Genomic DNA, 21,810 nt, shown 5'->3' with positions numbered 1-21,810 from the left:
CAGAGCGCGGCCGTCCGTCGTTCCGGAGGGTCAGCGGCCTCGACGCGCGTGCCCTCGCAGGGTGTGTCGGCGCGCGCCGACCAGCAGCAGCCCGAGCAGGAGCAGGAGCACGGCCCCGGCCGTCAGGAGCTCGAGGCCCTGGGTGCCCGTGAACGCGAGCGCCCCACGAGCACCGGCACCGCGGTCCCCATCCGAGACGGGTGCCGGGTGCGCGCCGGCGTCGCCGGCAGCCCCCGTCCCCGACGGGTGCCCACTGCCCGACGCGCCGTCGTCCCCGGGGACACCGGGACCGACGGGATCCACGGGCGCACCCGGCAGCACACCGGCGTCGATGGTCGTGAGGCGCTGGACACCGTCGAGCGCCCCGACCTCGGACACCTCGGTCGACAGGTCGACCGTCGCGGTGCGGCCGGCGGGATCCGCGTCGGAGTCGAGCGCTCCGTCGGTCCCCGCGTGCTCCGCAGTGAAGCCCCGACCGTCCGGGGCGGTGAAGGTCACGACGTAGGCCCCGGGTCGCAGGCCGTCGAACCGGTAGCGGCCGTCGGCGTCGGTCCTGGTGTCACGGACGACGTCCGCTCCACGGTCGTCCGTCCCACCGAGGTGGACGGGCACCCCGCCGACCCCGGGTTCGTCGTCGTCCTGCAGCCCGTCTGCATCGTCGTCCGCCCACACGCGGTCACCGATCGAGCCGGACACCACCCGGATGGTGGCCGGGTTCGACTGCACCGGGAGCGCCAGGTTGGACGCGCGGAGCCCGAAGCGGTTCGTGTACGTGTCCTGGTCGGATGCGCCCGTCGTGGCCAACGACACCCGGTGCATCACGACGGCACCCGGTGCGACCGGTGCCCCCCGCAGGACGCGCACGGCGGTCACCTCCGCGAGCGTCGCGGGACAGCCAGCCGTGCCGAGCTCGGCTTCGGCGCACCACGTCGTCGACCCACCCGGCTGGTTCGAGGGGTCGTCGCCGTCGAACGCGATGGTCGAGGGCGTCGCCGCCGTGTACACCACGCGCTCGTCCGCGCCGGCGTCGATCCGGACGGGTTCGGCCAGCCCGACGGAACCGTGGAACGCGGAACCGTTCCCGTCACCCTGGTGGGGGAGCACGTCGATCAGGTCGACGTCGTGCGCCGCCTCGCCGTCCGTGTTGGTGTACCCGAGCGACCACTCGAGCCGGTCCCCGTCGACGACGACCGGGTTGATCGCCGTCTTCTCGACACCGATGCCGCCGGGGGTGACGACCTGGACCGCGCGCACGGCGTTGCGGTACGCGAGGTCGGACTTGTCCGTCGGCGATTCGATCGTGACCTGGTTGCGCAACGAGCCGGCGGGGGCGATCCCCGACACCGCCACCGTGTAGGTCAGGGGCGCGATGGTCGTGTTCGGCGCGACGTCGGTGAGCCGCCAGACGAGTCGCTGGTGCTCCTGGCCGTCCGCGTCGGCGACGGTGTCCACCGCGGTCGGCGTCGTCGAAGCGCTGCCCGCGACGAAGGTGCTGTGCAGCGGCAGGACGTCGCGGACCGTCACCTCGGTCGGCTTGCCCGCGGCGTTGCCGTTCGTCAGCGACGGGTAGAGCGCGTAGTCGACGGTGCTGCCCGCCACCGCGACGCTCGTCTCGTCCGGGGTGTCCGACGCGTCGTGCCCCGGGTCGATGACCTTCTTCGTGACCCGGGCGAGGTTCTCGGTCACGAGGACGCTGTCGGCGAGCCGTCCAGCGCCGAGTGACGGATCGTGGTCGTCGTGGATCCACCGCGGGTCGCGATCGCCGAGCGACGCGTGTCCGAAGTCGCGGGCTCTGGTGCCGTTCGGGGCGTCCCTGATCTCCATCGCGGCGAACAGGTTGACGGCCGCGCCGCCACGGACGTCACCGACGGCACGGACGGCGCCGACGGCATCGGCCCCGCCGGGGACCGCCTCTGGCGTGTCGAACCAGGGGCCGTCGGCGTCCCCGCATTCGTGCTGCTGCCCCTCGGCCGGGTCGGCCATGTCGTACGCCGCGAACTGGACCCGCGCACCCGGGAACCGACTCGTCCACGCGGCGACACCGTTGATCGTGCTCAGCCGCTGTGTGTGCCGGTCGAACGTGTCGCAGAGGACGGCGTTCGACCAAGCGCCGAGGCCGTTGTTGGTCGCGGTCACATGACTCCGGACCTGCTGACCGGGGGTGATCCAGGGATCGCCGTCCTTCGCCGATCCTGCACCGACGGAGCCCCCTTCCAGCGGGCGGGCGATCACCTTGCCCACGCCCCCCGGGAGGAGCTCGACGAGGTTCCGGGTGGCGGTGTTGTCACCCAACGGCTCGGTGCCGCCCGGGAAGTTCTGCGCACCACCCGTCGACGTGGTCTGCAGTGCGCTGTACACGTTCTTCGACTCGACGCTCGTGTTGTCCGGCGGCGTCGGCATCCACAGGCTCAGGTACCCCGAGACGACGTACGCGCGGTCGTTCGTGACGAGCGCGCCGGCGATCCCCTCCGACGGGAGGTGCGTCGGGTCCGTGACCGCGCCCGTGATCGTCACGTCCACCGGCGCACCGGGAGCCGGCTGCGCGCAGTCGATCGTCCCGGAGTCCACGACACTGTTCGCGGTTCCCCCACGGCCGCCCGGCAGCTGGCTGAACCGCCAGTCGGTGAGCGCGTTGACCCCGCAGGCCGGAGCACCCCCGTTCCACAGGCGTGCGTCGGCGGGCAGGGCGCCGAGGATCTCCGAGACGTCGTCTCGGAACGTCATCCGACCGGAACTCCGCTCGAACCCGAGGAGTCCCTGACCCGCGACCACGGGTTCCCAGTCGACCGCGATCGGGTAGACGAGCTGCACGCCCTTCGTCGCCCCGTCGGGTCCGGTCACGTCCGTCCGCAACTGCGACCCGACGATGTTCTTGCTGAGGTTGTAGCGCGCCGCTGCCGAGACGACCGTCGGCGGCGACACCGCGGTGACGTCGGCGCCCCCGGCATCATCCGCCGTCCCCGTCGCGGAGACCGTGATGCGATCGCCGTGGTGCAGGTCGCCGGAGACCGTGAGCACGGCTGGGACCGCGACGGCCTGGCCCTCGGCGACGGTCCCGAGGTTGCAGACGAGGTCGCGGTCGTCGATCGTCGAACCCGGACCCGTGCAGGTCGCGGGGACCCCGGCCCATCGGGTGCCCGTCGGCGCGGTCAGCGTGAACCGCTCGTTGGAGCTCGCCCCGTCGGTGGAGTTCATGGTCACCCGGTAGGTGATCGCGTCGAGCGTGCGGACGACGCCGTTCGACCCCGAGGCGTCCCCACCGGGTTCGTCGTTCGGGGTGAAGGGTCCGCGGCCGTCCTCGACGACTTCGAGCGCGAGCCCGACACGGCCCGACGCGGGGCGGTGCTCCGGCGTGGCGACCAGGGCGTTCGCCGAGGCCGGAGGCCCCGCGACGCCGAGGACCACACCGAGCACGGCGAGTGTCGACACGCTGGAGCGTGTCGTGGGGCGGATGCGCATGGTGGTCTCCAGGACGATCGGCACGACGATCAGGGAGCGATGGACGTGCCCGTGAATACGTTGGATTGTGAATATGACAATTCGAAGCGGCAGGACAATGCAAATCGCATTACCGCTTCCACGCCAGGAATTCACATTCTGTATTTATATCTCACCATGTCCCACGTTCCGACCGCGCCATCGCGGTGCGGGCCGGATCGCCGAGGTCTGGCAGGATCGTGGACATGACCACGCCCCGACTCGTCGCCTTCGACCTGGACGACACGCTCGCCCCCTCGAAGTCCCCGCTCGACCCCCGGATGCTCGAGACGTTCGCGTCCCTGCTCGAGGTCGTGCCGGTCGCGGTGATCTCCGGCGGCAACTTCCAGCAGTTCGAGCAGCAGCTCGTGACCCCGCTGCGGCAGCGCGACGGGCTCCGGCTCGACGACCTGCACCTGCTGCCCACCTGCGGGACCCGCTACTACCGCTGGTCGGGCGACGACTGGGCCCTGCAGTACGCCGAGGACCTGACCGACGAGCAGAAGTCCCTCGCCCTCGCCGTCGTCGAGCGCGAGGCGAAGGCCGCCGGGTACTGGGAGGACCGGACGTGGGGCGCCATCCTCGAGGACCGTGGGTCCCAGATCACGTTCTCCGCACTCGGTCAGGCCGCGCCGGTGGACGTGAAGAAGCAGTGGGACCCGACGGGTGCGAAGAAGGACGAGCTCCGTCGCCTCGTGCAGGCCCAGCTGCCCGACCTCGAGGTCCGTTCCGGCGGCTCGACGAGCATCGACATCACGCGCAAGGGCATCGACAAGGCGTACGGCATGCAGCGGCTCGCCGAGATCACGGGCATCGCGCTGGACGACATGCTCTTCGTCGGCGACCGCCTCGACCCGGAGGGCAACGACTACCCGGTGAAGGCCCTCGGCGTCCCCTGCCACGCGGTGACGGGCTGGGAGGACACCGACGTGTTCCTGACGGAGCTCATCCCGACCCTCCGCTGAGCAGGCGGACGGGAGGCGCGGTGCGGCCTGGCACCAGCCCCGTCAGGAGACGGACGGACGCGTCAGGAGATGCTGCGGACGGCCTCGACGAAGGCGCGGATCTTCGCGACGTCCTTGACGCCACGCTCCGACTCGACGCCGCTCGAGACGTCGACGCCGTCCGGGTCCATGGCCTCGACCGCGGCCACGACGTTCGCGGGGGTGAGCCCGCCCGCCAGGATCCACGCTTCGTCGATCGTGCCGGTGACCTTCGCGGGGTCGATGAGCCGGCCGCTCCCGGGGACCTCGGCGTCGAGCAGCAGCAGGTCGTGGTCGTAGGCGGCGCGCTCCTCGGCGCTCTCGCGCAGGTAGGTCTCGGCCGCGACCGCACGGATCGTGAAGAACCCGGCGTCGCGCGCCCGGGCGAAGTCCGTCGCGGACTCGCCGCCGTGGAGCTGCAGGGTGGTGAGCCCGACGGCGGAGGCGATGCCGACGATCTCGTCGATCTCCTGGTCGCGGAAGACACCGACCGCGTCGATGCCGTCCGGGACGCGCTCGACGAGCTCCTTCGCCAGGTCGGCGGTCACCGTCCGGGGGCTGCCGGCCGCGAACACGAACCCGACCGCGTCAGCGCCCGCGTCGATGGCGGCGTCCACGGTCTCGGCCGTCGACAGCCCGCAGATCTTGATCCATCGCTGGTCGGTCATGCGGTCCATCCTGCCCGAAACCGGTGACGCTCGGGTCCGTCCTCGTGTCAGTGGAGCAGGCCGGCCACGTAGGCGGCGCTGCAGGCCACCAGCACGCCGAACGTCGCGAAGGACCCGACCAGGACGTTCCGCCGACGCCAGCGCGTCGCGAGCGAGAACGTGCCGCGCTTCGCGTGCCGGTGTGCGGCACGGTGCAGGCGGTGCTCCCGCTTGTGGTCCGCGCGTGCCGGGCCGAGCGGCACCGGCCCGGTGATCTGGGTCGCACCACCGCGGAGCGCACTGGCGACGGCGACGGCGGTCGGACGGCGGTCCGGGTTCCGGTGTGTCATCCGACCGAGCAGGTCCCGCCACTCGGGAGCGATGTCCGCCGGGATCTCGGGGTCGTGGCGCAGCCGGGCGAGCGCGGCCTCGATCAGGGTGCCGGAGTACTCCTGCTTGCCGGTCAGCGCTTCGAGCAGCACGAGTCCGAGTGAGTACACGTCGGTCGCGAAGCCGATCGGCTCACCCGCGACCTGCTCGGGGCTGAGGTACGCGGCCGTGCCGATGATCGTGCCGTCGTTCGTCAACCGGGAGCCGTCGACGAAGTGGGCGACGCCGAAGTCGGTGAGCTTGACGGTCCGGACGAACCCGGAGGCGCCCTCGTCGTTGATCAGGATGTTCGCCGGCTTCACGTCACGGTGCACGATGCCCCGCGAGTGCACGTAGGCGAGCGCGTCCGCGAGCTGCGCACCGAGGTCCGCCACCTCGTAGGCGTGCAGCGCTCCGCCGGCCAGCCGCCGGAGCAGGGTGGTGTCCGCGATGAGCTCCATCACGATGAAGCGGTGCGGCCCGTCGTCGAACTCGTGGGTGCCGGCGTCGTAGAGCGGCACGAGCCCCGGGTGGGACAGCATGCTGAGCAGTCGGATCTCGCGTTCCTGGCGGACACGATCGGCGGTGGTCATCGCGTCGGGCGTCGCGAACAGCTTGACGGCGACCGCACGGTACGTGTGTTCGTCCCGCGCTTCGTACACCGTGCCCATGCCGCCCGTGCCGATGAGCTTCACGAGCCGGTACCGACCGGAGAGGACCGTCTCCGTCCGCACGTTGCCGAGCAGGGTCATGGTGTTCGTCGTTCCGTCGAGAGTCGATGACCGCGGCAGTTGCCAGCGAGGTGACTCACGCAGTACGGTACGCGCCCGCTCGCGTGCCCGCAGGGGCGTTACGACATCGTGATCGGCCGTAGTTCCCTGTGTTCATGCGGATGCATCGGGGTACGGTCGGGCCTCCACAGAGTGAGCGATCACGCAAGGAGGACGACGATGGCACTGTCGAAGGGTGACGAGGTGCACTGGAACACCTCGCAGGGCACGACCACCGGAACGCTGATCGAACAGAAGACGAAGGACTTCCAGTTCGACGGGCAGCACTTCACGCCGACCGACGACGATCCGTTCTGGATCGTCGAGTCCGCGAAGTCGGGCAAGCGCGCGGCGCACAAGGAATCCGCCCTCACGAAGGCGTGACCGACCGTCATCGCGCGGTTCAGTCGCCCGCGGGCTCGGCACGCCGTCGCCCGCGGGCTCCGCGCTCGGCCCGCTCCCGACGCCCACGACGGACCCGGCGCACCACGAAGCCGACCAGGAGCACCGCGATGACGACGTACAGCGCACGGTCGATCCACGCCGTGTAGGACTCGACGCGGTCGTACTGCGTCCCGAGGGCGGCCCCGCCGAGCACGAGCACGCTGTTCCAGAGACCGGACCCGAGCACCGTGAGCAGCGAGAACGACCACAGGTTCATCCGGTCCGCGCCGGCGGGCAGCGAGATCAGGCTGCGCACGATCGGGACGAGTCGGCCGAAGAAGACCGCGCTGCGTCCGTGCCGGTGGAACCAGGCCGCGGCCTTCCGGAAGTCGGCCTCGTCGACGAGCGGCAACCGGCCGAGCCAGCGGGCGGTGCGGTCGAACCCGATGACGGCGCCGAGCCAGTAGAGCACCAGCGCGCCGAGGGTCGAGCCGAGCGTCGCGAGCACGAGGACGAGCGGCAGGTTCATGCGCCCCGCGCCGCCGAGGAATCCCGCGAGCGGCAGGATGACCTCCGAGGGGATCGGGGGGAACACGGTCTCGACGAAGAGCATCAGCGCGACGCCCCACTCCCCCATCGTGTCGATGAGGCGGAGGACCAGGCCGGACAGCCCACCCATCTCGGGGTCACCCGCGGCGGCGGACGTGGTCGTGGCGATGGCAGTCGTCATGCCGCCACTATCCCTGAGCAGCCTGACAGGAAGGCGCGCGCGGCACGGCTCAGCCCAGCCGGCCGTCCAACCCCATGTGCGACGCCCGGACGTGCGCGAGCGACCGCGCCAGGGCGCCGCGGGCGACGGCGTCGCGACCGACGGTCGACGGCACGATCTCGACCGGGTGCCGGAGATGCGGCGTGACGAGTTCCGACAGCGCGCTGCAGAACACCTCGGCGGCGGGCAGGACCTCACCGCCGACCACGACGACCTCCGGGTCGATCGTCGCGATCAGCTGCACGACGCCGGGTGCGACGTCCGCTGCGAAGGCGCGGACGACGTCCGCCGCCGCCTCCGCTGCAGCGCCGGTCCCCTGCCGGGCCGCGGCGAGGACGGACTCGAGGTCCGTGCCGGCGGGGAGTCGCGCCTCCAGTCGGGCGGGTGCGGCCGGCCAGCCGGTCGCATCCAGACCGCCCATCTCGCCGGCGGCCCCGCGCGCACCGCGCGCCAGCGCACCGTCGATCACGTAGGCCGCCCCGATCTGGCGACCCATCACCAGGTACAGCCCGTCGCGGACGCCCTGGAAGCGTCCCCACATCGCTTCGGCGGTGGCGGCGAGCTTCGCGTCGTTGTCGAAGAAGGTCGCCGCGTCCGGGAACAGGTCCTCGATCCGCCCGGGCACCCGGCGCTCCACCCACTCCGGCACGGCCACGGTGTAGTCGATCGCGCCATCGCGGTCGACGACGGCCGGGACGCCGAAGGTCGCGGCGAGCAACCGGGACCGGTCGATGCCCTCGGTGAGCCGGCGGACGACGTCCTGCACGCTGTCCCATGCCTGGTCGGCGGACGCGAGGTCGGTGTAGACCTCCTCCACCCGGGCGAGCGGTTCGCCGCGCAGGTCGGACCGGATGCCGACGATGCCGTGCAGCCCGAGGTCCACGCCGAGCAGCGCCCCGGCGGACGCGTCGGCGCGGAACCGCTTCGCCCGACGCCCCGCCTTGTTCGGGGTCGCGATGACCTCGGCCTCCGTCACCCACCCCTCGTCGACCAGGTCGGCCAGCGCCGCTTCGACCGTCGGACGGGACAGGCCCACCGTGCGGCTCAGCTCGGTCACCGTGTGCGAGGTGTCGTCGCGGAAGAGCTCGGCGAGGATCGCGCGCGAGTTGATGAGCCGGAGCATGCCCGGCGTGCTGCCGACGACGCCGGACGGGAGCGTTGACAGGTTCTCGCTCACGGCCATAGCCTCCATATTACGAAAGGTCATTGAGGAATGGTGGACCGCGACATGCTCATCCCGCGACCGCGCCGAACCGAACCCGGTTCCGGCGCCTTCGAGCTCACTCCGTCGACGCGCATCGCTGCGGATGCGGCGACCGAGTCGGTCCGACTGTACCTGCAGCAGACGCTCCGGGGATCGACCGGGCTGCCGGTCCGCGACGCCGCTGACGGCGCGGGAACCGGGCCGGACGTGATCGCCCTGCGCGTCGAGCAGGACGAGACCCTGCCGTCCGGTCCGGGCGCCGACCGGTCCGAGTCCTTCCGGCTCGTCGTGACCACGGACGGCGTGACGATCACGGGCGGATCGCCCGCCGGGGTCTTCTACGGCGTCCAGGCCCTCCTGCAGCTGCTGCCGGCCGACGTGTACCGGCACGGCCGCGTCGGCGAGGGGCCGTGGACGGTCTCGGCGACCACGGTCGAGGACGCCCCGGCGTTCGCCTGGCGCGGCGTGATGCTCGACGTCGCCCGGCACTTCCGGACGAAGCACGAGGTCATGCGGGTCATCGACCAGCTCGCCGCGCACCGGCTCAACCGCCTGCACTTCCACCTCACCGAGGACCAGGGGTGGCGCATCGAGATCCGCAAGTACCCGCTGCTGACCGAGATCGGCTCGTGGCGGAAGGAGTCCCAGGTCGGCGCGCACGTGCCGGACGCCGACGGGGTCCTCCACGTGCAGTCGTACGACGGCCGTCCCCACGGGGGGTACTACACGCAGGACGACATCCGCGAGATCGTCGCGTACGCCGCCGACCGGTTCGTCACCGTCGTCCCCGAGATCGAGACGCCGGGGCACGTGCGCGCCGCACTGGCCGCCTACCCCCGACTCGGCGTGCACCCCGAGCGTCCGGTCGAGGTCTGGACCGAGTGGGGCATCGCGGACGACGTCCTGAACGCCGACGACGCCACGATCGAGTTCTTCAAGGACGTCCTCGACGAGGTGGTCGCCCTGTTCCCGAGCGACTACATCGGCATCGGCGGTGACGAGTGCCCGAAGGTCCAGTGGATCGAGGACTCGCGCACCCAGGACCGCATCCGCGAGCTCGGCCTCGCGGACGAGGAACAACTGCAGGCCTGGATCATCGGCCAGCTCGCGGCGCACGTCGAGTCGCACGGCCGCCGAGCGTTCGGGTGGGACGAGATCCTCGAGGGCGGCACGCTGTCGAAGTCGGCGACGATCGTGTCGTGGCGCGGGCTCCGTGGCGCGGTCACGGCGGCGAAGCGCGGGCACGACGTCATCTCGGTGCCCGATGACCAGGCGTACCTCGACTACCGGCAGAGCGACCTCGACACCGAACCGATCCCGGTGTCGATCGTGTTGACCGTCGACGACGTGTTCGCGTTCGACCCGGTGCCGTCCGGGCTCACCGAGGCCGAACGGGCCCACATCATCGGCGGCCAGGGCAACATGTGGACCGAACACGTGGACTCCGCGCGCCGGCTCGACTACATGCTCTTCCCCCGCGTCGCCGCCCTGGCCGAGGCGCTCTGGTCGGCCGACGTCACCGGGCCGCGCGATCTCGCGGAGTTCCGCGGACGGCTCGCTGAGCACACCGCGAGGCTCGAGGCCATGGGCATCCAGTACCGGCACGAGGCCGGTCCGTTCCCGTGGGAGCAGCGTCCGGGGGTACCGGGGCGCCCGCACTCGCGCGAGGAGCGCGCGGCCTACATCGACGCGGTCACGGCGAACATCGCCGAGTAGACCGAGGCGAGGCGGGGCGGGTGGGTGCGCACCCGCCCCGAGCCCCAGCGCGAGCGGGCACTCTTCGTCACGCTCGGCCGCTCCCGCCGACGTGTCCCGCCCGCTCGCCACCCGACGCGCGGCGTGTTCCGCCCACTCGTCGCACCAGGGCAGGACCAGTCGCCGGCACCGGCCGCCGGCACCGGCCGACCGTCCCGACACCACAGACGGACGGGAGGCGCGGTACCAGCTGGCACCGCGCCTCCCGTCCGTCAGGTGGTCGGTCCTAGACCGCGACGGCCACGCGGTCGTCGGCACCCACCACGGCGTCCTCGGACGCCGGCGCCCGCCGCACCCACTTCTTCAGCCCGACCAGCACCAGCGCGGAGACGACCGTGCCGGCCAGGATCGCGAGCACCCAGACCACGAACGAGTCGATCGCGAAGAAGACGAAGATCCCGCCGTGCGGTGCCCGCGAGGTCACCCCCGCGGCCATCGAGATCGCCCCCGTCACGGCAGCCCCGACCATCGACGCCGGGATGACCCGCAGCGGGTCAGCGGCAGCGAACGGGATCGCACCCTCCGAGATGAACGACGCACCGAGCAACCACGCGGCCTTCCCGTTCTCCCGCTCCGGCTTCGTGAAGCCCTTGCGGTACAGGACGGTCGAGGCGAGCGCGAGGGCCAGCGGCGGGACCATGCCGGCGCCCATGACCGCTGCCATGATCTCGAACGGCACCACGTTCGTCGCCGAGCCCGCTCCGAGTCCGGCCACGGCGAACGCGTAGGCGACCTTGTTCACGGGCCCACCGAGGTCGAACGCCATCATCAGGCCGAGGATGATGCCGAGCAGGATCACCGAGGTGCCGTTGAGCGAGTTCAGCCACGCGGTGAGCTGCGTCATGAGCCAGGCGATCGGACCGCCGAGCACGAGCAGGAGCAGCCCGGAGGCGACGATCGACGCGAGCAGCGGGATGATCACGACGGGCATCAGGCCACGCAGCCAGCGCCAGACCGGGATGCGTCCGATCCAGTACGCGGTGGCACCGGCGAGCAGACCGCCGACCAGACCGCCGAGGAACCCGGCGTTCATGAACACGGCGATCGACCCGGCGACAAAGCCCGGCGCGATGCCCGGACGGTCGGCCATGGCGTACGCGATGTACCCGGCGAGCGCGGCCACCAGGAACCCGAGCGAGATGCCGCCGATCTGGAAGGCGGCAGCGCCGAGGTAGTAGAGCAGCCCCTGCGGCGGCAGGTTCAGGAGCGTGTAGTGCTGCAGCGTGTAGACCGCGTTGTTGACGCCGTCGTTCCCGTGGGTCAGCGCGATGCCGTACCCGGACAACAGGAAGCCGAGCGCGATGAGGAGCCCACCGCCTGCGACGAACGGGATCATGTACGAGACACCGGTGAGCAGCCAGCGCTTGAGCGACTGACCGAAGTGCTCGTTCCCCGCGGTCGATTCACCACCGGTGGGAGCGCCCCCCTGCACGCGCACAGCGTTCGGGTCGTCGGCGGCCCGGATGGCCTCGGCGATCATCTTGTCGGGTTCGTCGACCCCGCGCTTCACGGGTCCGGACACGAGCGGCTTCCCGGCGAACCGGCTGCGGTCGCGCACGTCCACGTCGACTGCGAACACGACGGCGTCGGCGCGGGCGATGAGCGCGGGGTCGAGGGGCTCCACCTGCGAGGACCCCTGCGTCTCGATGTGCATCTCGGCACCGGCGCGCTGGGCGGCGGCGACGAGCGCGTCCGCCGCCATGTAGGTGTGGGCGATGCCCGTCGGGCAGGCGGTCACACCCACGAAGACCTTCTTCGGCGCGGTGCCCGGGGCACCGGCGGCGGTGCCACCGGTCGCGGACGACGGACTGGAGGCTCGGCTCGCGTTCCCGACGCCGGCATCCGACACCTCACCGCTCACCTCGCGGTCGACCAGGTCGACGATGTCCTCCGGGGTGACCGCGGCGCGGAGTGCCGCCGTGAAATCGTCACGGATGAGCGCTCGGGCGAGGGTGGACAGGACCGTCAGGTGGTCCTTGTCCGCACCCTCGGGCACCGCGATCATGAACACGATGTCCGCATCGCCGTCCGGAGCGCCGAACGGCACCTTCCGGGCCAGTCGGGAGAACGCGAGCGTGGGGCTCGTCACCGAGGCGGACCGGGCGTGCGGGATCGCGATGCCGCCGGGGACGCCGGTGCCGACCGACGCCTCCCGCTTGATCGCGTCCGCGGCGAGGGTCTCGCCGGAGGCGGCGCGACCGGTGGCGGCGACGCGGTCGGCCAGGACGCGGATGACGTCACTCGACGTGGCGCCGAGGTCCTCGTCGAGGCCGACGAGTTGGACGCTGATGAGGCGCTGACTCGTGTCTGCGGACATGGGGGTGCTCCTTTGCAGTGGCGCCGAGGCGCGGGCAGTGCTGGGTCTGAAGGGTGGTTCGGGAGGGACGGTCAGGCGGCTGCCGGGACGGGCAGTGCGCGGACCGTGATCGACGCGGGGTCGGTCTGGTCGAGGGCGGGCACGTCGCTGCCGGGGAGACCGGCGGCGGCCGCTCCCGATGCGACGGCCTGGGCGAGCCGGTCTTCGGGTGGTCGCCCGGCGACCTCGGCGAGCAGGTAGCCGGCGAGCGCGGAGTCGCCCGCGCCGACGGTGGAACGGGCGACGATCCGGGGTGCCGCGGCGACGTAGCTCCCCGTCTCGGTCACGAGCACGGCGCCGGCGCTCCCGAGGGTGAGCAGGACGGTGCCGACGTTCTTGTCCCGCAGCCGTCGAGCTGCCTGCGCGGCGACGACGACGTCCCGCTCGAACGCGTCCGGGTCCCCGCCGACGACCTCGGCGAGTTCCTCGGCGTTCGGCTTGACCAGGTCGATCCGTTCCCCGGACTGCAGCAGCGCGGTGAACGGGACGCCCGAGGAGTCGACCGCGATCCGGACGTCGTCACCGTGGCGGGCGCGGAGGGCACGGACCAGGACGGCGAGCGCGTCGTCCGGCAGTCCGGGCGGCAACGACCCGGCGAGCACGACCCACCGCGCTGCCGGACCGGTGGCGGTCGCCGCCGCGGTGTCGGCGACGAGTGCGGCGAGGTCCTCGAGCCGGCCGGCCAGCGAGGGGCCGGGTTCGTTGAGCTTCGTGGTGGTCCCGGTGGGCTCCGTGACGGTCACGTTCGAGCGGAGCGGGGCACCGATCGGCAGCGCGGCCGTCGGGATGCCGCGGGTCGCGAGGCCGACGAGGACCGGGTCGAGCTCGTCACCGGGCAGCACCGCGATGGTGTCCCCGCCACTCGCCACGATGACCCGGGACACGTTGACACCCTTGCCGCCGGGTTCGGCGGTCGACCGGGTCGCGCGCTGCACCGCCCCGCGCTGGAGCTCACCGGCGAGTTCGATGGTCCGGTCCAGCGACGGGTTCGGGGTCACCGTGACGATGCGGGACGACGACGCGGCGGTCATGCGACGACCACCTCGACGTCCGCCTCGGCGAGCGCACCGGCGAGGTCCGCGGGGGGCTCCTGGTCGGTGACGATCGTGTCGATCTCATCGAGTCGGGCGAAGCGCATCAGGGCCTCGACCCCGTGCTTCGCGGCGTCCGCGAGCACGACGCTCCGGCGGGCGGCGAGGACGTACGCGGCTTTGACGGCCGCTTCGTACTCGTCGGGGGTGCTCAGACCGAAGCCCGCGGACAGCCCGTTCGTGCCGATGAAGGCGATGTCGGGGCGCAGCGCTCCGATCTGCTCGACCGTGGCGGTCCCCACCGCCGCGCTCGTGACACCACGGACCCGGCCACCCAGCAGGTGCAGTTCCACGTGCGGGCTGTGCTGCAGGGTGCTCGCGATCGGGACGGAGTTGGTGATCACGGTGAGGGTCGATCCCGGCGTCGCGGGCTCCCACGCCGCGAGTTCGGTGGCGACGGCGGCGCACGTGGTGCCGGCGTCGAGGGCGATCGAGCCGGTGAAGGTCGGCGGGACGAACTGCATCGCGGCTCGGGCGATCGCGGACTTGGCGCTGCCGTGCTGGCCCTCGCGCTCGGCGACGCTGAGTTCGACGACGCTCGACCGCCCGGCGGGCACTGCCCCACCGTGCACGCGGCGGAGCACCCCGGCGGCCTCGAGCGTGCCGAGGTCGCGGCGGACCGTCTCGGTCGTCACGTCGAAGTGCTCGGCCAGGTCGGCGACGGACACCCGCCCGGCCGCCTGCAGTGCGGCGGCGATCGCGTCGTGTCGCTCGGTTGCGTACATGCCCGAACTCCTTCGTTCCCGTGGGTTTCGAGAACTGTACGTCCGGTTCCCACACGAACGCAAGTGTCTCGTCCCGAAACCAACGGAAACGAAGGAGGAGCGGGTTCAGCCCTTCACGGCCCCGGCGGTCATGCCGCTCACCAGGCGCCGCTGCACGATGAGGAAGAAGACCACGACCGGCAACGAGAACAGCACGCTCGCGGCCATCAACCCGCCGTAGTCCGTGCCCTTGTTCGTCGAGAACGCGGCCAGCCACACCGGCAGCGTGTACATCCCCTGGTCCTTGAGCATCACGTACGCGGTCAGGTAGTCGTTCCACGCCGCGATGAAGGCGAAGACGCTCGTCGCGATCACGCCGGGCAGCACCAGCGGGAACAGGACGCTCCACAGGATCCGGACGGTCCCCGCCCCGTCCACCTTGGCGGCTTCCTCGATCTCGATCGGCACCGCGACGAAGAACCCGCGCATCACCCAGATCGAGAAGGGCAGCACGCTCGCGACGTACGCCAGGATCAGCCCGATGTAGCTGTTCAGCAGCCCGAGGGACTGGAAGGACAGGAACAGCGGGATGAGCAGTGCCCCCGACGGGATCATCTGCACGAACAGGATCGCGACGAGGATCGCTCGCCGCCCGCGGAACCGGAAGCGCGAGAGCGCCGCCGAGGCCAGGAACCCCACCACGATCGACAGCAGCACGGCGGCCACCACCACGATCGTCGAGTTCCGCAGGTAGCCGAGGAACCCCTGCTGCGTGAGCGCCCGCACGAAGTTGTCGAACGTCGGGTGGAGCGGCGCCCAGATCGGCGACAGGGTCGTGACCTCGTCGGCGGGCTTGAACGCGGTGTTCACCATCCAGTAGATCGGGAACACCCACACCAGGCAGAACAGCACCGCCAGCGTGTTCGCGAGCACGCGGGGCTTCCGCTTCCGCGGCGTCCCCCCGGCCCGTGGTGCACGCGACGTGCGCGAGGTCGACAGGGTCACAGGTCCTCCTCCCCGCTCAGGACGAGCCGTCGGATGTAGTAGCTGGTGAGTGCGCCGAGGATGACGGTGGAGATCACCGCGATGGCGGCGCCCTGCCCGTACGCGTTCGACACGAAGGACTTCACGAACGTCCAGATGCCCAGGGTGAGGGTCGCGTCCACCGGACCGCCGCGGGTGAGCAGCCAGATCTGGTTGAAGACGTTGAAGTCCCAGATCACGGACAGGATCGTGACGAGCAGCAGCGTCGGCGCGAGCGCGGGCAGCGTGATCGCCCGGTACATCGTCCACGTCGTGGCCCCGTCGAGCGACCCGGCCTCGTAGTACTCCGGCGCGATCTGCGACTGCGCCGCGTAGAGCGTGAGCGCGACGAACGGCACGGCCTGCCAGATCACGAGCGTGAGCACGATCGTGTACGCCTGCCCGGGGTGCGACGCCCAGTTGTCCTGGGTGTGGTCGCCGAAGGCGCGCAGCTGCGTGATGAGCCAGTTGAGCACGCCGTAGAACGGCTGGAAGAGCCACTGCCACACCAGGCTCGACGCCACGTTCGGCATCGCCCAGGCGAGCACGAGCACGACGCTGACGACCGTGCGCATGGCCGTGCCGAGGCGGGTGAGCAGCTGGGACACCGCCATGCCGATCACGATCGTGCCGAGGACCATCGACCCCGTGACGACGATCGTCCGCAGGATCACCGGCCAGAAGCTGCCGTCGGCCAGCACGTTCGTGTAGTTCGTGAAGCCCGCGAACCCGGCCTGCCCGGTGAAGATCGCCCGCAGGCCGTAGTCCTGGAACGAGATGACGATCAGCCGCACGAGCGGGTAGACGACCAGCGCGAGCAGGAGCAGGGCGGCCGGCGCGAACAGCACGAGCGGCGCGCGGGACGCCATCGGGGAGCGTCGGCGCGGCGCCCGCCCGCCCGTCCCACCCGGGGGCAGGCCCGTCCCCGATGCCACCCGCGGGCTCCGCGTGCGGGAGCCGGACGTGCCGCCGGAGACCGGCCCGGCGAGGTCCGCCGAGCCGGTCTCCGTGGAAGCAGTCGAGGTCATCGACTACTGCTGCGCGTTCAGCGCCGTCGTGAGGTGCTTCGAGAAGCCCTCGGCCGATTGCTGCGGCGTCTTCCGGCCGGTCGCGATGTCGGCGAACATCGACTGGAAGGACGAGTCCCCCTCGATCGTCGCCCACCCCGGGGTCGCCGGCGTCGGGCGGCTCGTTGACGCTGCTGCGAAGTACGGCTTGTGCAGCGGGTCGACGTCACCGGCGACGGTCGACAGCAGCCCGGTCGAGTTCGGCTCCCACCCGTCCACGCCGAAGACCTGCTCCTGCTGGAACTTCTTCGAGGTGAGGATCTTCATGTAGTACCGCGCGAGCTCCTGGTTCTGCGACTTCGCCGGGATGCCGAGGTCCGAGCCGCCGAGGAACACCGGCTGCGTCTTGCCCGCGGTCTGCGACGGCATCGCGAACGTGCCGATCTGGTCCTTCAGCGCGGGCTTGGCCGTGGTGATCGAACCGATCTCCCACGCCGACCCGAGGATCGCCGAGGTGTTGCCCTGGGCGAAGATGTCGGACTCGGCCGGCTTGTCGGTGTTGATGTCCTGCGTGGACTTCGCCGAGTACTTGTTCTGGAAGTCCTTCCAGGCGGTGAGCCCCTTCACGGCGTCGGCGGAGTCGAGCCCCCCGGTCCACTTGCCGCCCTTCTCGGTCGCGATCGTCCCGCCGGCGTCCCACACCCACTGCAGCCCGGCGTACCAGTACTGCCCGGGCATGTAGAAGGTCGAGAAGTCCTGACGCGGGTTCGCCGCCTTGACCTTGTCGAGGTCCTGCAGCAGTTCGTCGTACGTCGTCGGCGTCCCGGTGACCCCGGCGTCCGCCCAGGTCTTCTTGTTGTAGATGACGGCGCGGTTGCCGGCGAACAGCGGGGCTCCGTAGAGCTTGCCGTCGACCGTCGCCGGGCCCTCGAGCCCGGAGAGCCAGGTCTGCCCGTCCGCGAGCTCCTTCTTGTAGGGGCTGAGGTCGGCCAGGCCGCCGGTCGCCGCGTACACCGGCACCTGCGTGTTGCCGAGGTCGACGACGTCCGGTGCGTCCTGCTGGGCGAGCGCGGTGGTCAGCTTCGTGGTGATGCCGTCCCACTGCTGGAGCTGCAGCTTCACCTTGGCGCCGGTGGCCTTGGTGAACTGCTTCTCGGCGACGTCGAGGATCTTCGGGCTGAGGTCGCCGTTCATGATCCAGACGGTGATGGTCTTGCCCTTGCCATCGGGTGTCCCGATGGCCTTCGTGCCGCCACCGGAAGCGGCATTGCTCCCGGCGGAGCACCCGGTGAGGGCGAGCGCGCCTGCGAGGGCGAGCGCACCGAGTGCGGCGAAACGCGTGCGTGTCACGTTGACTCCCTTGGTCCGACCTTTATGAAAGGACGTTGCGTATTGGCAAGTGAAGACCTTCGACCCCGGGTTGTCAACCACCAATCGACACCTCGTGGAGGCGTGTGATCCGCGTGTTTCTGCGGGATCACGGATGTGGAACAGAACACGCAGACCACTTGACGCGCTGGTCATGACCAGGCATGATCAGCGCCCGTTTCCGTGCGGTCGGCCTGGAGGCGCGGTGCCGGTCCCGAGAACCGGCACCGCGCCTCCAGGCGGTCGCCTCCGGGTGGTCGTGTCCGGGCGGTCCCGTCAGACCGCCGCCAACGCGCTCGTCGGCGGGATCCGCGCGGCGCGCGCCGCCGGGTACAGCCCCGAGACGCCACCGATCAGGACGGTGGACCCGAGTCCGCCGGCGATCGCCCACAGCGGGATCGCCACCGGCCAGCCCTGGACCAGTGCGAACGCGATCGTCACGCCCGACCCGATCACGACGCCCGCGACACCACCGAGGAACGACAGCAGCAGGGACTCCACGAGGAACTGGTCCCGGATGTTCCGCCGCCGGGCACCGAGCGCGCGCCGGACACCGACCTCTGCACGTCGTTCGAGCACGGTGATCACCATCGTGTTCGCGACCCCGATGCCACCGACCAGCAGCGCGACGCCGCCGATCCCCACCAGGAGCCCGGTGAACGAGTCGTCGGTGGCGTTCTTCGCGGCGAGGGCGTCGGAGGGTCGCGTCACGCCGACGTCCTGCGGGTGCGCCGGGCTGATCGCCCGCGCCAGGACGTCCCGTGCCGGCGCGACCCGGTCCGGGTCCACCCGGGTGTACACCGCGGTCGGGTGCCCGTCGTACCCGAGCGACCCGGCGAGGCCCGGTGGGACGAACACCTGGTTGTCCAGGTCGTCCGCGAGCGCCAGCGATCCGAGCACCCCGACGACCTGCACCCACTGTCCACCGATCCACACCCTCGTGTCCGCACCGATCTCCTCGACGCCGAGGCTCCTGGCGGCCGTCGCGCCGAGGACGACCTGGGCGGGCACGTCCGTGGCGCCGTCGATCCAGCGCCCCGACACGACCTCGCCACCGAGCACGCCGGGGACGTCCCCCTGCACGGCCATCACCCCGATGCCCTTCGTCTCGGTCGGCGGGACGAACGGGTTCCGGTACACGCGGGCGTCCGTCACCGTCCCGACCCCGGCGGCCGCCTCGACGACGTCCTGCCGCCGCGCCGAGTCGACCGCCGTCGTCGGCAGGGGTGGGACGTCGCTGAACCCCTGGGCCTCGGTCGTCGTCAGCACGTTCGTGCCCAGCGCGTCGAGCACCCGATCGAGCGCCGCCTTGTTCGAGGTGGAGATCCCGACCACGGCGATCATCGCCGCGATGCCGATCGCGATCCCGAGTGCGGACAGCACCACCCGACCGGGCCGGGTCCGGAGGCCGAAGACACCGAGCCGGAACAGGTCAGCGCTCCCGAGCGTGCGACGGGCGGTCCCGCTGCCCGCGCTCACGCCGCGGACCCGATCGCATCGGCGAGCGCTCGGGCACCGGAGCCGACCGCGCCGTCCCGTGCCGCGGAGTCCTCGGCGACCAACCCGTCCCGCATCCGGACCTGCCGGGGCAGCGACGCGGCTAGTTCCAGGTCGTGCGTGATCACGAGCACGGTGGTGCCCGCGTCGTTGAGGGCACGCAGGAGCGCGAGGATCGTCGCGCCCGACGCCGTGTCCAGGGCCCCGGTCGGCTCGTCGGCGAGCAGGATCGTCGGGTCGCCGACGATCGCGCGTGCGATGGCCACCCGTTGCCGCTCGCCACCGGAGAGCTGGTGCGGTCGGTGGTCGACCCGGTGGCCGAGGCCGACCCGCTCGAGCGCCACGACGGCGCGTTCCCGTCGCGCGCGGCGGCCGACGCCCGCGTAGAGCAGCCCGTCCGCGACGTTCTCCGCCGCCGTCGCGCCGGCCTGCAGGTGGAAGTGCTGGAACACGAACCCGATGTGCTCGGCACGCAGCGCGGACAGGGCGTCATCGGACATGCTGCCGACGTCGTTGCCCGCGATCGTCACGGTGCCCGAGGTCGGCCGGTCGAGCGTGCCGATGACGTTGAGCATCGTCGACTTGCCGGAGCCGGACGGACCGACCACCGCGACGAGCTCCCCGGCCGCCACCTCGAGCGTCACGCCGCGCAGCGCGCCGACGTCGCCGTAGGTCTTCACCACCTCGTGCAGCGCGAGCACCGCGCGGTCCGGAGCCGACGCGGTCACGACGGCACCACCACCCGGTCACCGGCGTGGACGTCGCCGGTGACGGCGGCTCGACCGTCCGCCACGAGCCCGACGGTGACCGGGACGCGCTTGGTCGTGCCGTCACGCCGGACGACGTCGACCGCGAACCCCGACGACCCCGACCCCGACGCCGACGCCGACGCCGAGGCGGCGACGAGCGCGGCGACGGGGACCGACAGGATGCCGTCCTGGGTCTGCCCGACCGCCTCGACCCGCACGGACGCCGCGGTGGGCAGCGTCCGCCGACCCGCGTTGAACGACACGGTGACGTTCACGACCTCACCGTTCTGCTCCGTCGTCGCCGGCTCGGCATCGGTGACCGTGCCGTCGACGGGGTCGCCGGTCCCGTTCACGAGCAGCCGCACGGCGGTGCCGACGGCCAGGCGTCCGGCGTCACGCTGGGGCACGGTCGCGGTGACGACCTGCTTCGTGCTCGTCACCGTCAGAACGTCGCCGTCCACCGGTTGCCCGAGGGTCCCCGGCGCCGACTCGACGCGGACGTCACCGTCGAGGAACACGACGTCGTCCTTCGTGAGCACCCCGGTGACGGTGTGGTCGCGGTCCCGCTGCCAGCGTTCGACGGCCGCGAGCGTGCGCTTCCCGAAGACCCGGTCCACGGACACGTCGTACCCGAGGGCGGCGAGGTTCTCGTTGAGCTGCAGCACGTCGGCGCCCGTCGTCCCGACCGCGAGGTCGCGCCACATCGGCGTGGTCCCGTGCATCGAGCGGACGGCCCGTTCGTCGACCGCGTAGACCGGCTCGTCCCGGTGGATCACGTCTCCCGGCTGCGGCAACCAGGTCAGTGTGCCCGACGCGACGCCGGCGACCCCGGACGCCGCCCCGTACCCGAGCACCCCCGCGAACACCTTCGTGTCCGCCAGCGCACCCTTCGTGACCGGGGCGGTCGCGCGGGCGGGAGCGGCCGCGGACCGTTCGGTGTCCGCTGCAGCGGCTGACGACCACGGAGCGTCGAGGACGGCCCACGTGCCGACACCGGCCGCGGCCACCCCGGTGACGCAGAGCACCGCGATGACAGCGCGCCGGCGCCCCATCCCGCTCATCGGGCGCGCTCCGCCCGTCGGGAGCACGCCATCAGTTGCCACCCTGCATGATCGTGTCGGGCGCGAACTCCTGCAGGCACTCCGCGGTGACCTTCTCGAAGCCCGGTTCCGCTGCACGAGGGTAGTTCGACGGGTTGAAGTCGAGGGCGCCGGGCTGCTGCTCGGGGTAGTCCTCGTACCCGTGCTCGCGGACGCACGAGGCGACCTGGTCGTACTGACGGGCCCACTGCTGCTTCTGGGCGGAGCTGCTGCCCTCGATCCCGAGCTGCTCCGAGCAGCCGGCCGCGGCCGTGTCGAAGCCCGCTGCGTCGACGCCCTCGGGCCGGGAGTACGCCCCGCGCTCGACGATCTCGTCCGACGGGTCCTGCACGTCGAAGCCCGCGTCGCGCATGCAGGCACCCCACCTCGTGCCGACGCCGCTGACCGCCTCGGCCGCGGTGGTACCGGAGGAGTCCGACGAGCAGGAGGCCAGGGACAGCGGCAGGACCGCCGCCAGGATCGCCGTCACCAGGACGGCCCTGGTCCGTGTCGTGGTGCGTGTCGCGGTGTGCGACGTGGTTCGTGTCGTGATGTGCATGCGTCCAGCACACCGGACC

Annotated in this window: 18 protein-coding genes; 3 read left to right on the top strand and 15 right to left on the bottom strand. The window is 71.6% G+C overall.

Going from position 1 to position 21,810, the window contains the following annotated elements; genetic code table 11:
• Window positions 1-30: 30 nt before the first annotated feature.
• On the bottom strand, window positions 31-3,483 hold the full coding sequence (locus J7E22_RS18205) for an SdrD B-like domain-containing protein (protein ID WP_214981122.1): 3,453 nt from the start codon (window positions 3,481-3,483) through the stop codon (window positions 31-33).
• A 200-nt stretch (window positions 3,484-3,683) separates the two neighbouring features.
• Here J7E22_RS18205 and J7E22_RS08970 point away from each other — a divergent pair, with 200 nt between their 5' ends.
• Complete coding sequence (locus tag J7E22_RS08970) at window positions 3,684-4,442, top strand: HAD-IIB family hydrolase (RefSeq protein ID WP_214981120.1); 759 nt, start codon at window positions 3,684-3,686, stop codon at window positions 4,440-4,442.
• Between the two features lie 62 nt (window positions 4,443-4,504).
• On the opposite strand, the gene J7E22_RS08965 is transcribed toward J7E22_RS08970, so the two are convergent.
• Both J7E22_RS08965 and J7E22_RS08960 read right to left on the bottom strand, forming a co-directional pair.
• On the bottom strand, window positions 4,505-5,128 hold the full coding sequence (locus tag J7E22_RS08965) for a phosphoribosylanthranilate isomerase (protein ID WP_214981117.1): 624 nt from the start codon (window positions 5,126-5,128) through the stop codon (window positions 4,505-4,507).
• A gap of 47 nt (window positions 5,129-5,175) precedes the next feature.
• On the bottom strand, window positions 5,176-6,228 hold the full coding sequence (locus J7E22_RS08960) for a serine/threonine-protein kinase (protein ID WP_214981114.1): 1,053 nt from the start codon (window positions 6,226-6,228) through the stop codon (window positions 5,176-5,178).
• Window positions 6,229-6,426: 198 nt separating this feature from the next.
• Here J7E22_RS08960 and J7E22_RS08955 point away from each other — a divergent pair, with 198 nt between their 5' ends.
• Window positions 6,427-6,630: a DUF2945 domain-containing protein gene (locus J7E22_RS08955; protein WP_214981112.1), complete on the top strand. Its 204-nt coding sequence runs from the start codon at window positions 6,427-6,429 to the stop codon at window positions 6,628-6,630.
• A gap of 19 nt (window positions 6,631-6,649) precedes the next feature.
• Here the strand turns inward: J7E22_RS08955 and J7E22_RS08950 are convergent, their stop codons facing one another.
• A complete protein-coding gene (locus J7E22_RS08950; RefSeq protein WP_214981111.1) occupies window positions 6,650-7,360 on the bottom strand; it encodes a DedA family protein in 711 nt (236 codons plus the stop codon).
• Between the two features lie 49 nt (window positions 7,361-7,409).
• Window positions 7,410-8,576, bottom strand: a complete 1,167-nt coding sequence (locus J7E22_RS08945; RefSeq protein WP_214981109.1) for an ROK family transcriptional regulator — start codon at window positions 8,574-8,576, stop codon at window positions 7,410-7,412.
• A 51-nt stretch (window positions 8,577-8,627) separates the two neighbouring features.
• Here J7E22_RS08945 and J7E22_RS08940 point away from each other — a divergent pair, with 51 nt between their 5' ends.
• Window positions 8,628-10,319 carry a beta-N-acetylhexosaminidase gene (locus J7E22_RS08940; RefSeq protein WP_214981107.1) on the top strand — a complete coding sequence of 564 codons (1,692 nt, stop codon included), beginning with the start codon at window positions 8,628-8,630 and terminating at the stop codon, window positions 10,317-10,319.
• A 265-nt stretch (window positions 10,320-10,584) separates the two neighbouring features.
• Here the strand turns inward: J7E22_RS08940 and J7E22_RS08935 are convergent, their stop codons facing one another.
• From J7E22_RS08935 to J7E22_RS08890, 10 genes are all read right to left on the bottom strand, one after another.
• Window positions 10,585-12,675 (bottom strand): fructose-specific PTS transporter subunit EIIC, encoded by a 2,091-nt coding sequence (locus J7E22_RS08935; protein ID WP_214981104.1) that lies wholly within the window; start codon window positions 12,673-12,675, stop codon window positions 10,585-10,587.
• Window positions 12,676-12,746: 71 nt separating this feature from the next.
• A complete protein-coding gene (locus J7E22_RS08930) occupies window positions 12,747-13,745 on the bottom strand; it encodes a 1-phosphofructokinase family hexose kinase (protein WP_214981103.1) in 999 nt (332 codons plus the stop codon).
• On the bottom strand, window positions 13,742-14,530 hold the full coding sequence (locus J7E22_RS08925; RefSeq protein ID WP_214981100.1) for a DeoR/GlpR family DNA-binding transcription regulator: 789 nt from the start codon (window positions 14,528-14,530) through the stop codon (window positions 13,742-13,744). The genes J7E22_RS08930 and J7E22_RS08925 overlap by 4 nt, the downstream gene beginning before the upstream one ends.
• A 105-nt stretch (window positions 14,531-14,635) precedes the next feature.
• On the bottom strand, window positions 14,636-15,514 hold the full coding sequence (locus J7E22_RS08920) for a carbohydrate ABC transporter permease (protein WP_308159189.1): 879 nt from the start codon (window positions 15,512-15,514) through the stop codon (window positions 14,636-14,638).
• Complete coding sequence (locus tag J7E22_RS08915) at window positions 15,511-16,560, bottom strand: carbohydrate ABC transporter permease (protein WP_214981098.1); 1,050 nt, start codon at window positions 16,558-16,560, stop codon at window positions 15,511-15,513. The genes J7E22_RS08920 and J7E22_RS08915 overlap by 4 nt, the downstream gene beginning before the upstream one ends.
• Before the next feature lie 3 nt (window positions 16,561-16,563).
• Window positions 16,564-17,889: a sugar ABC transporter substrate-binding protein gene (locus J7E22_RS08910; RefSeq protein ID WP_214981094.1), complete on the bottom strand. Its 1,326-nt coding sequence runs from the start codon at window positions 17,887-17,889 to the stop codon at window positions 16,564-16,566.
• 294 nt (window positions 17,890-18,183) lie between these two features.
• On the bottom strand, window positions 18,184-19,386 hold the full coding sequence (locus tag J7E22_RS08905; protein ID WP_214981091.1) for an ABC transporter permease: 1,203 nt from the start codon (window positions 19,384-19,386) through the stop codon (window positions 18,184-18,186).
• The gene (locus J7E22_RS08900; RefSeq protein WP_308159188.1) at window positions 19,383-20,132 is read right to left on the bottom strand and encodes an ABC transporter ATP-binding protein; all 750 of its coding nucleotides are present in this window, start codon (window positions 20,130-20,132) and stop codon (window positions 19,383-19,385) included. The genes J7E22_RS08905 and J7E22_RS08900 overlap by 4 nt, the downstream gene beginning before the upstream one ends.
• A complete protein-coding gene (locus tag J7E22_RS18200) occupies window positions 20,129-21,256 on the bottom strand; it encodes a peptidoglycan-binding protein (RefSeq protein WP_214981089.1) in 1,128 nt (375 codons plus the stop codon). Before J7E22_RS18200 ends, J7E22_RS08900 begins: the two co-directional genes overlap by 4 nt.
• Entirely contained in the window at window positions 21,246-21,791 is a 546-nt protein-coding gene (locus tag J7E22_RS08890) for a hypothetical protein (RefSeq protein ID WP_214981083.1), read from the bottom strand. Before J7E22_RS08890 ends, J7E22_RS18200 begins: the two co-directional genes overlap by 11 nt.
• Window positions 21,792-21,810: the final 19 nt, after the last annotated feature.

The sequence above is a fragment of the Curtobacterium sp. ISL-83 genome (genome assembly GCF_018613895.1).
GTDB lineage: Bacteria > Actinomycetota > Actinomycetes > Actinomycetales > Microbacteriaceae > Curtobacterium.
Note: the sequence above shows the minus strand (reverse complement) of the source record. Positions and strands in the feature narration are given on the sequence as shown.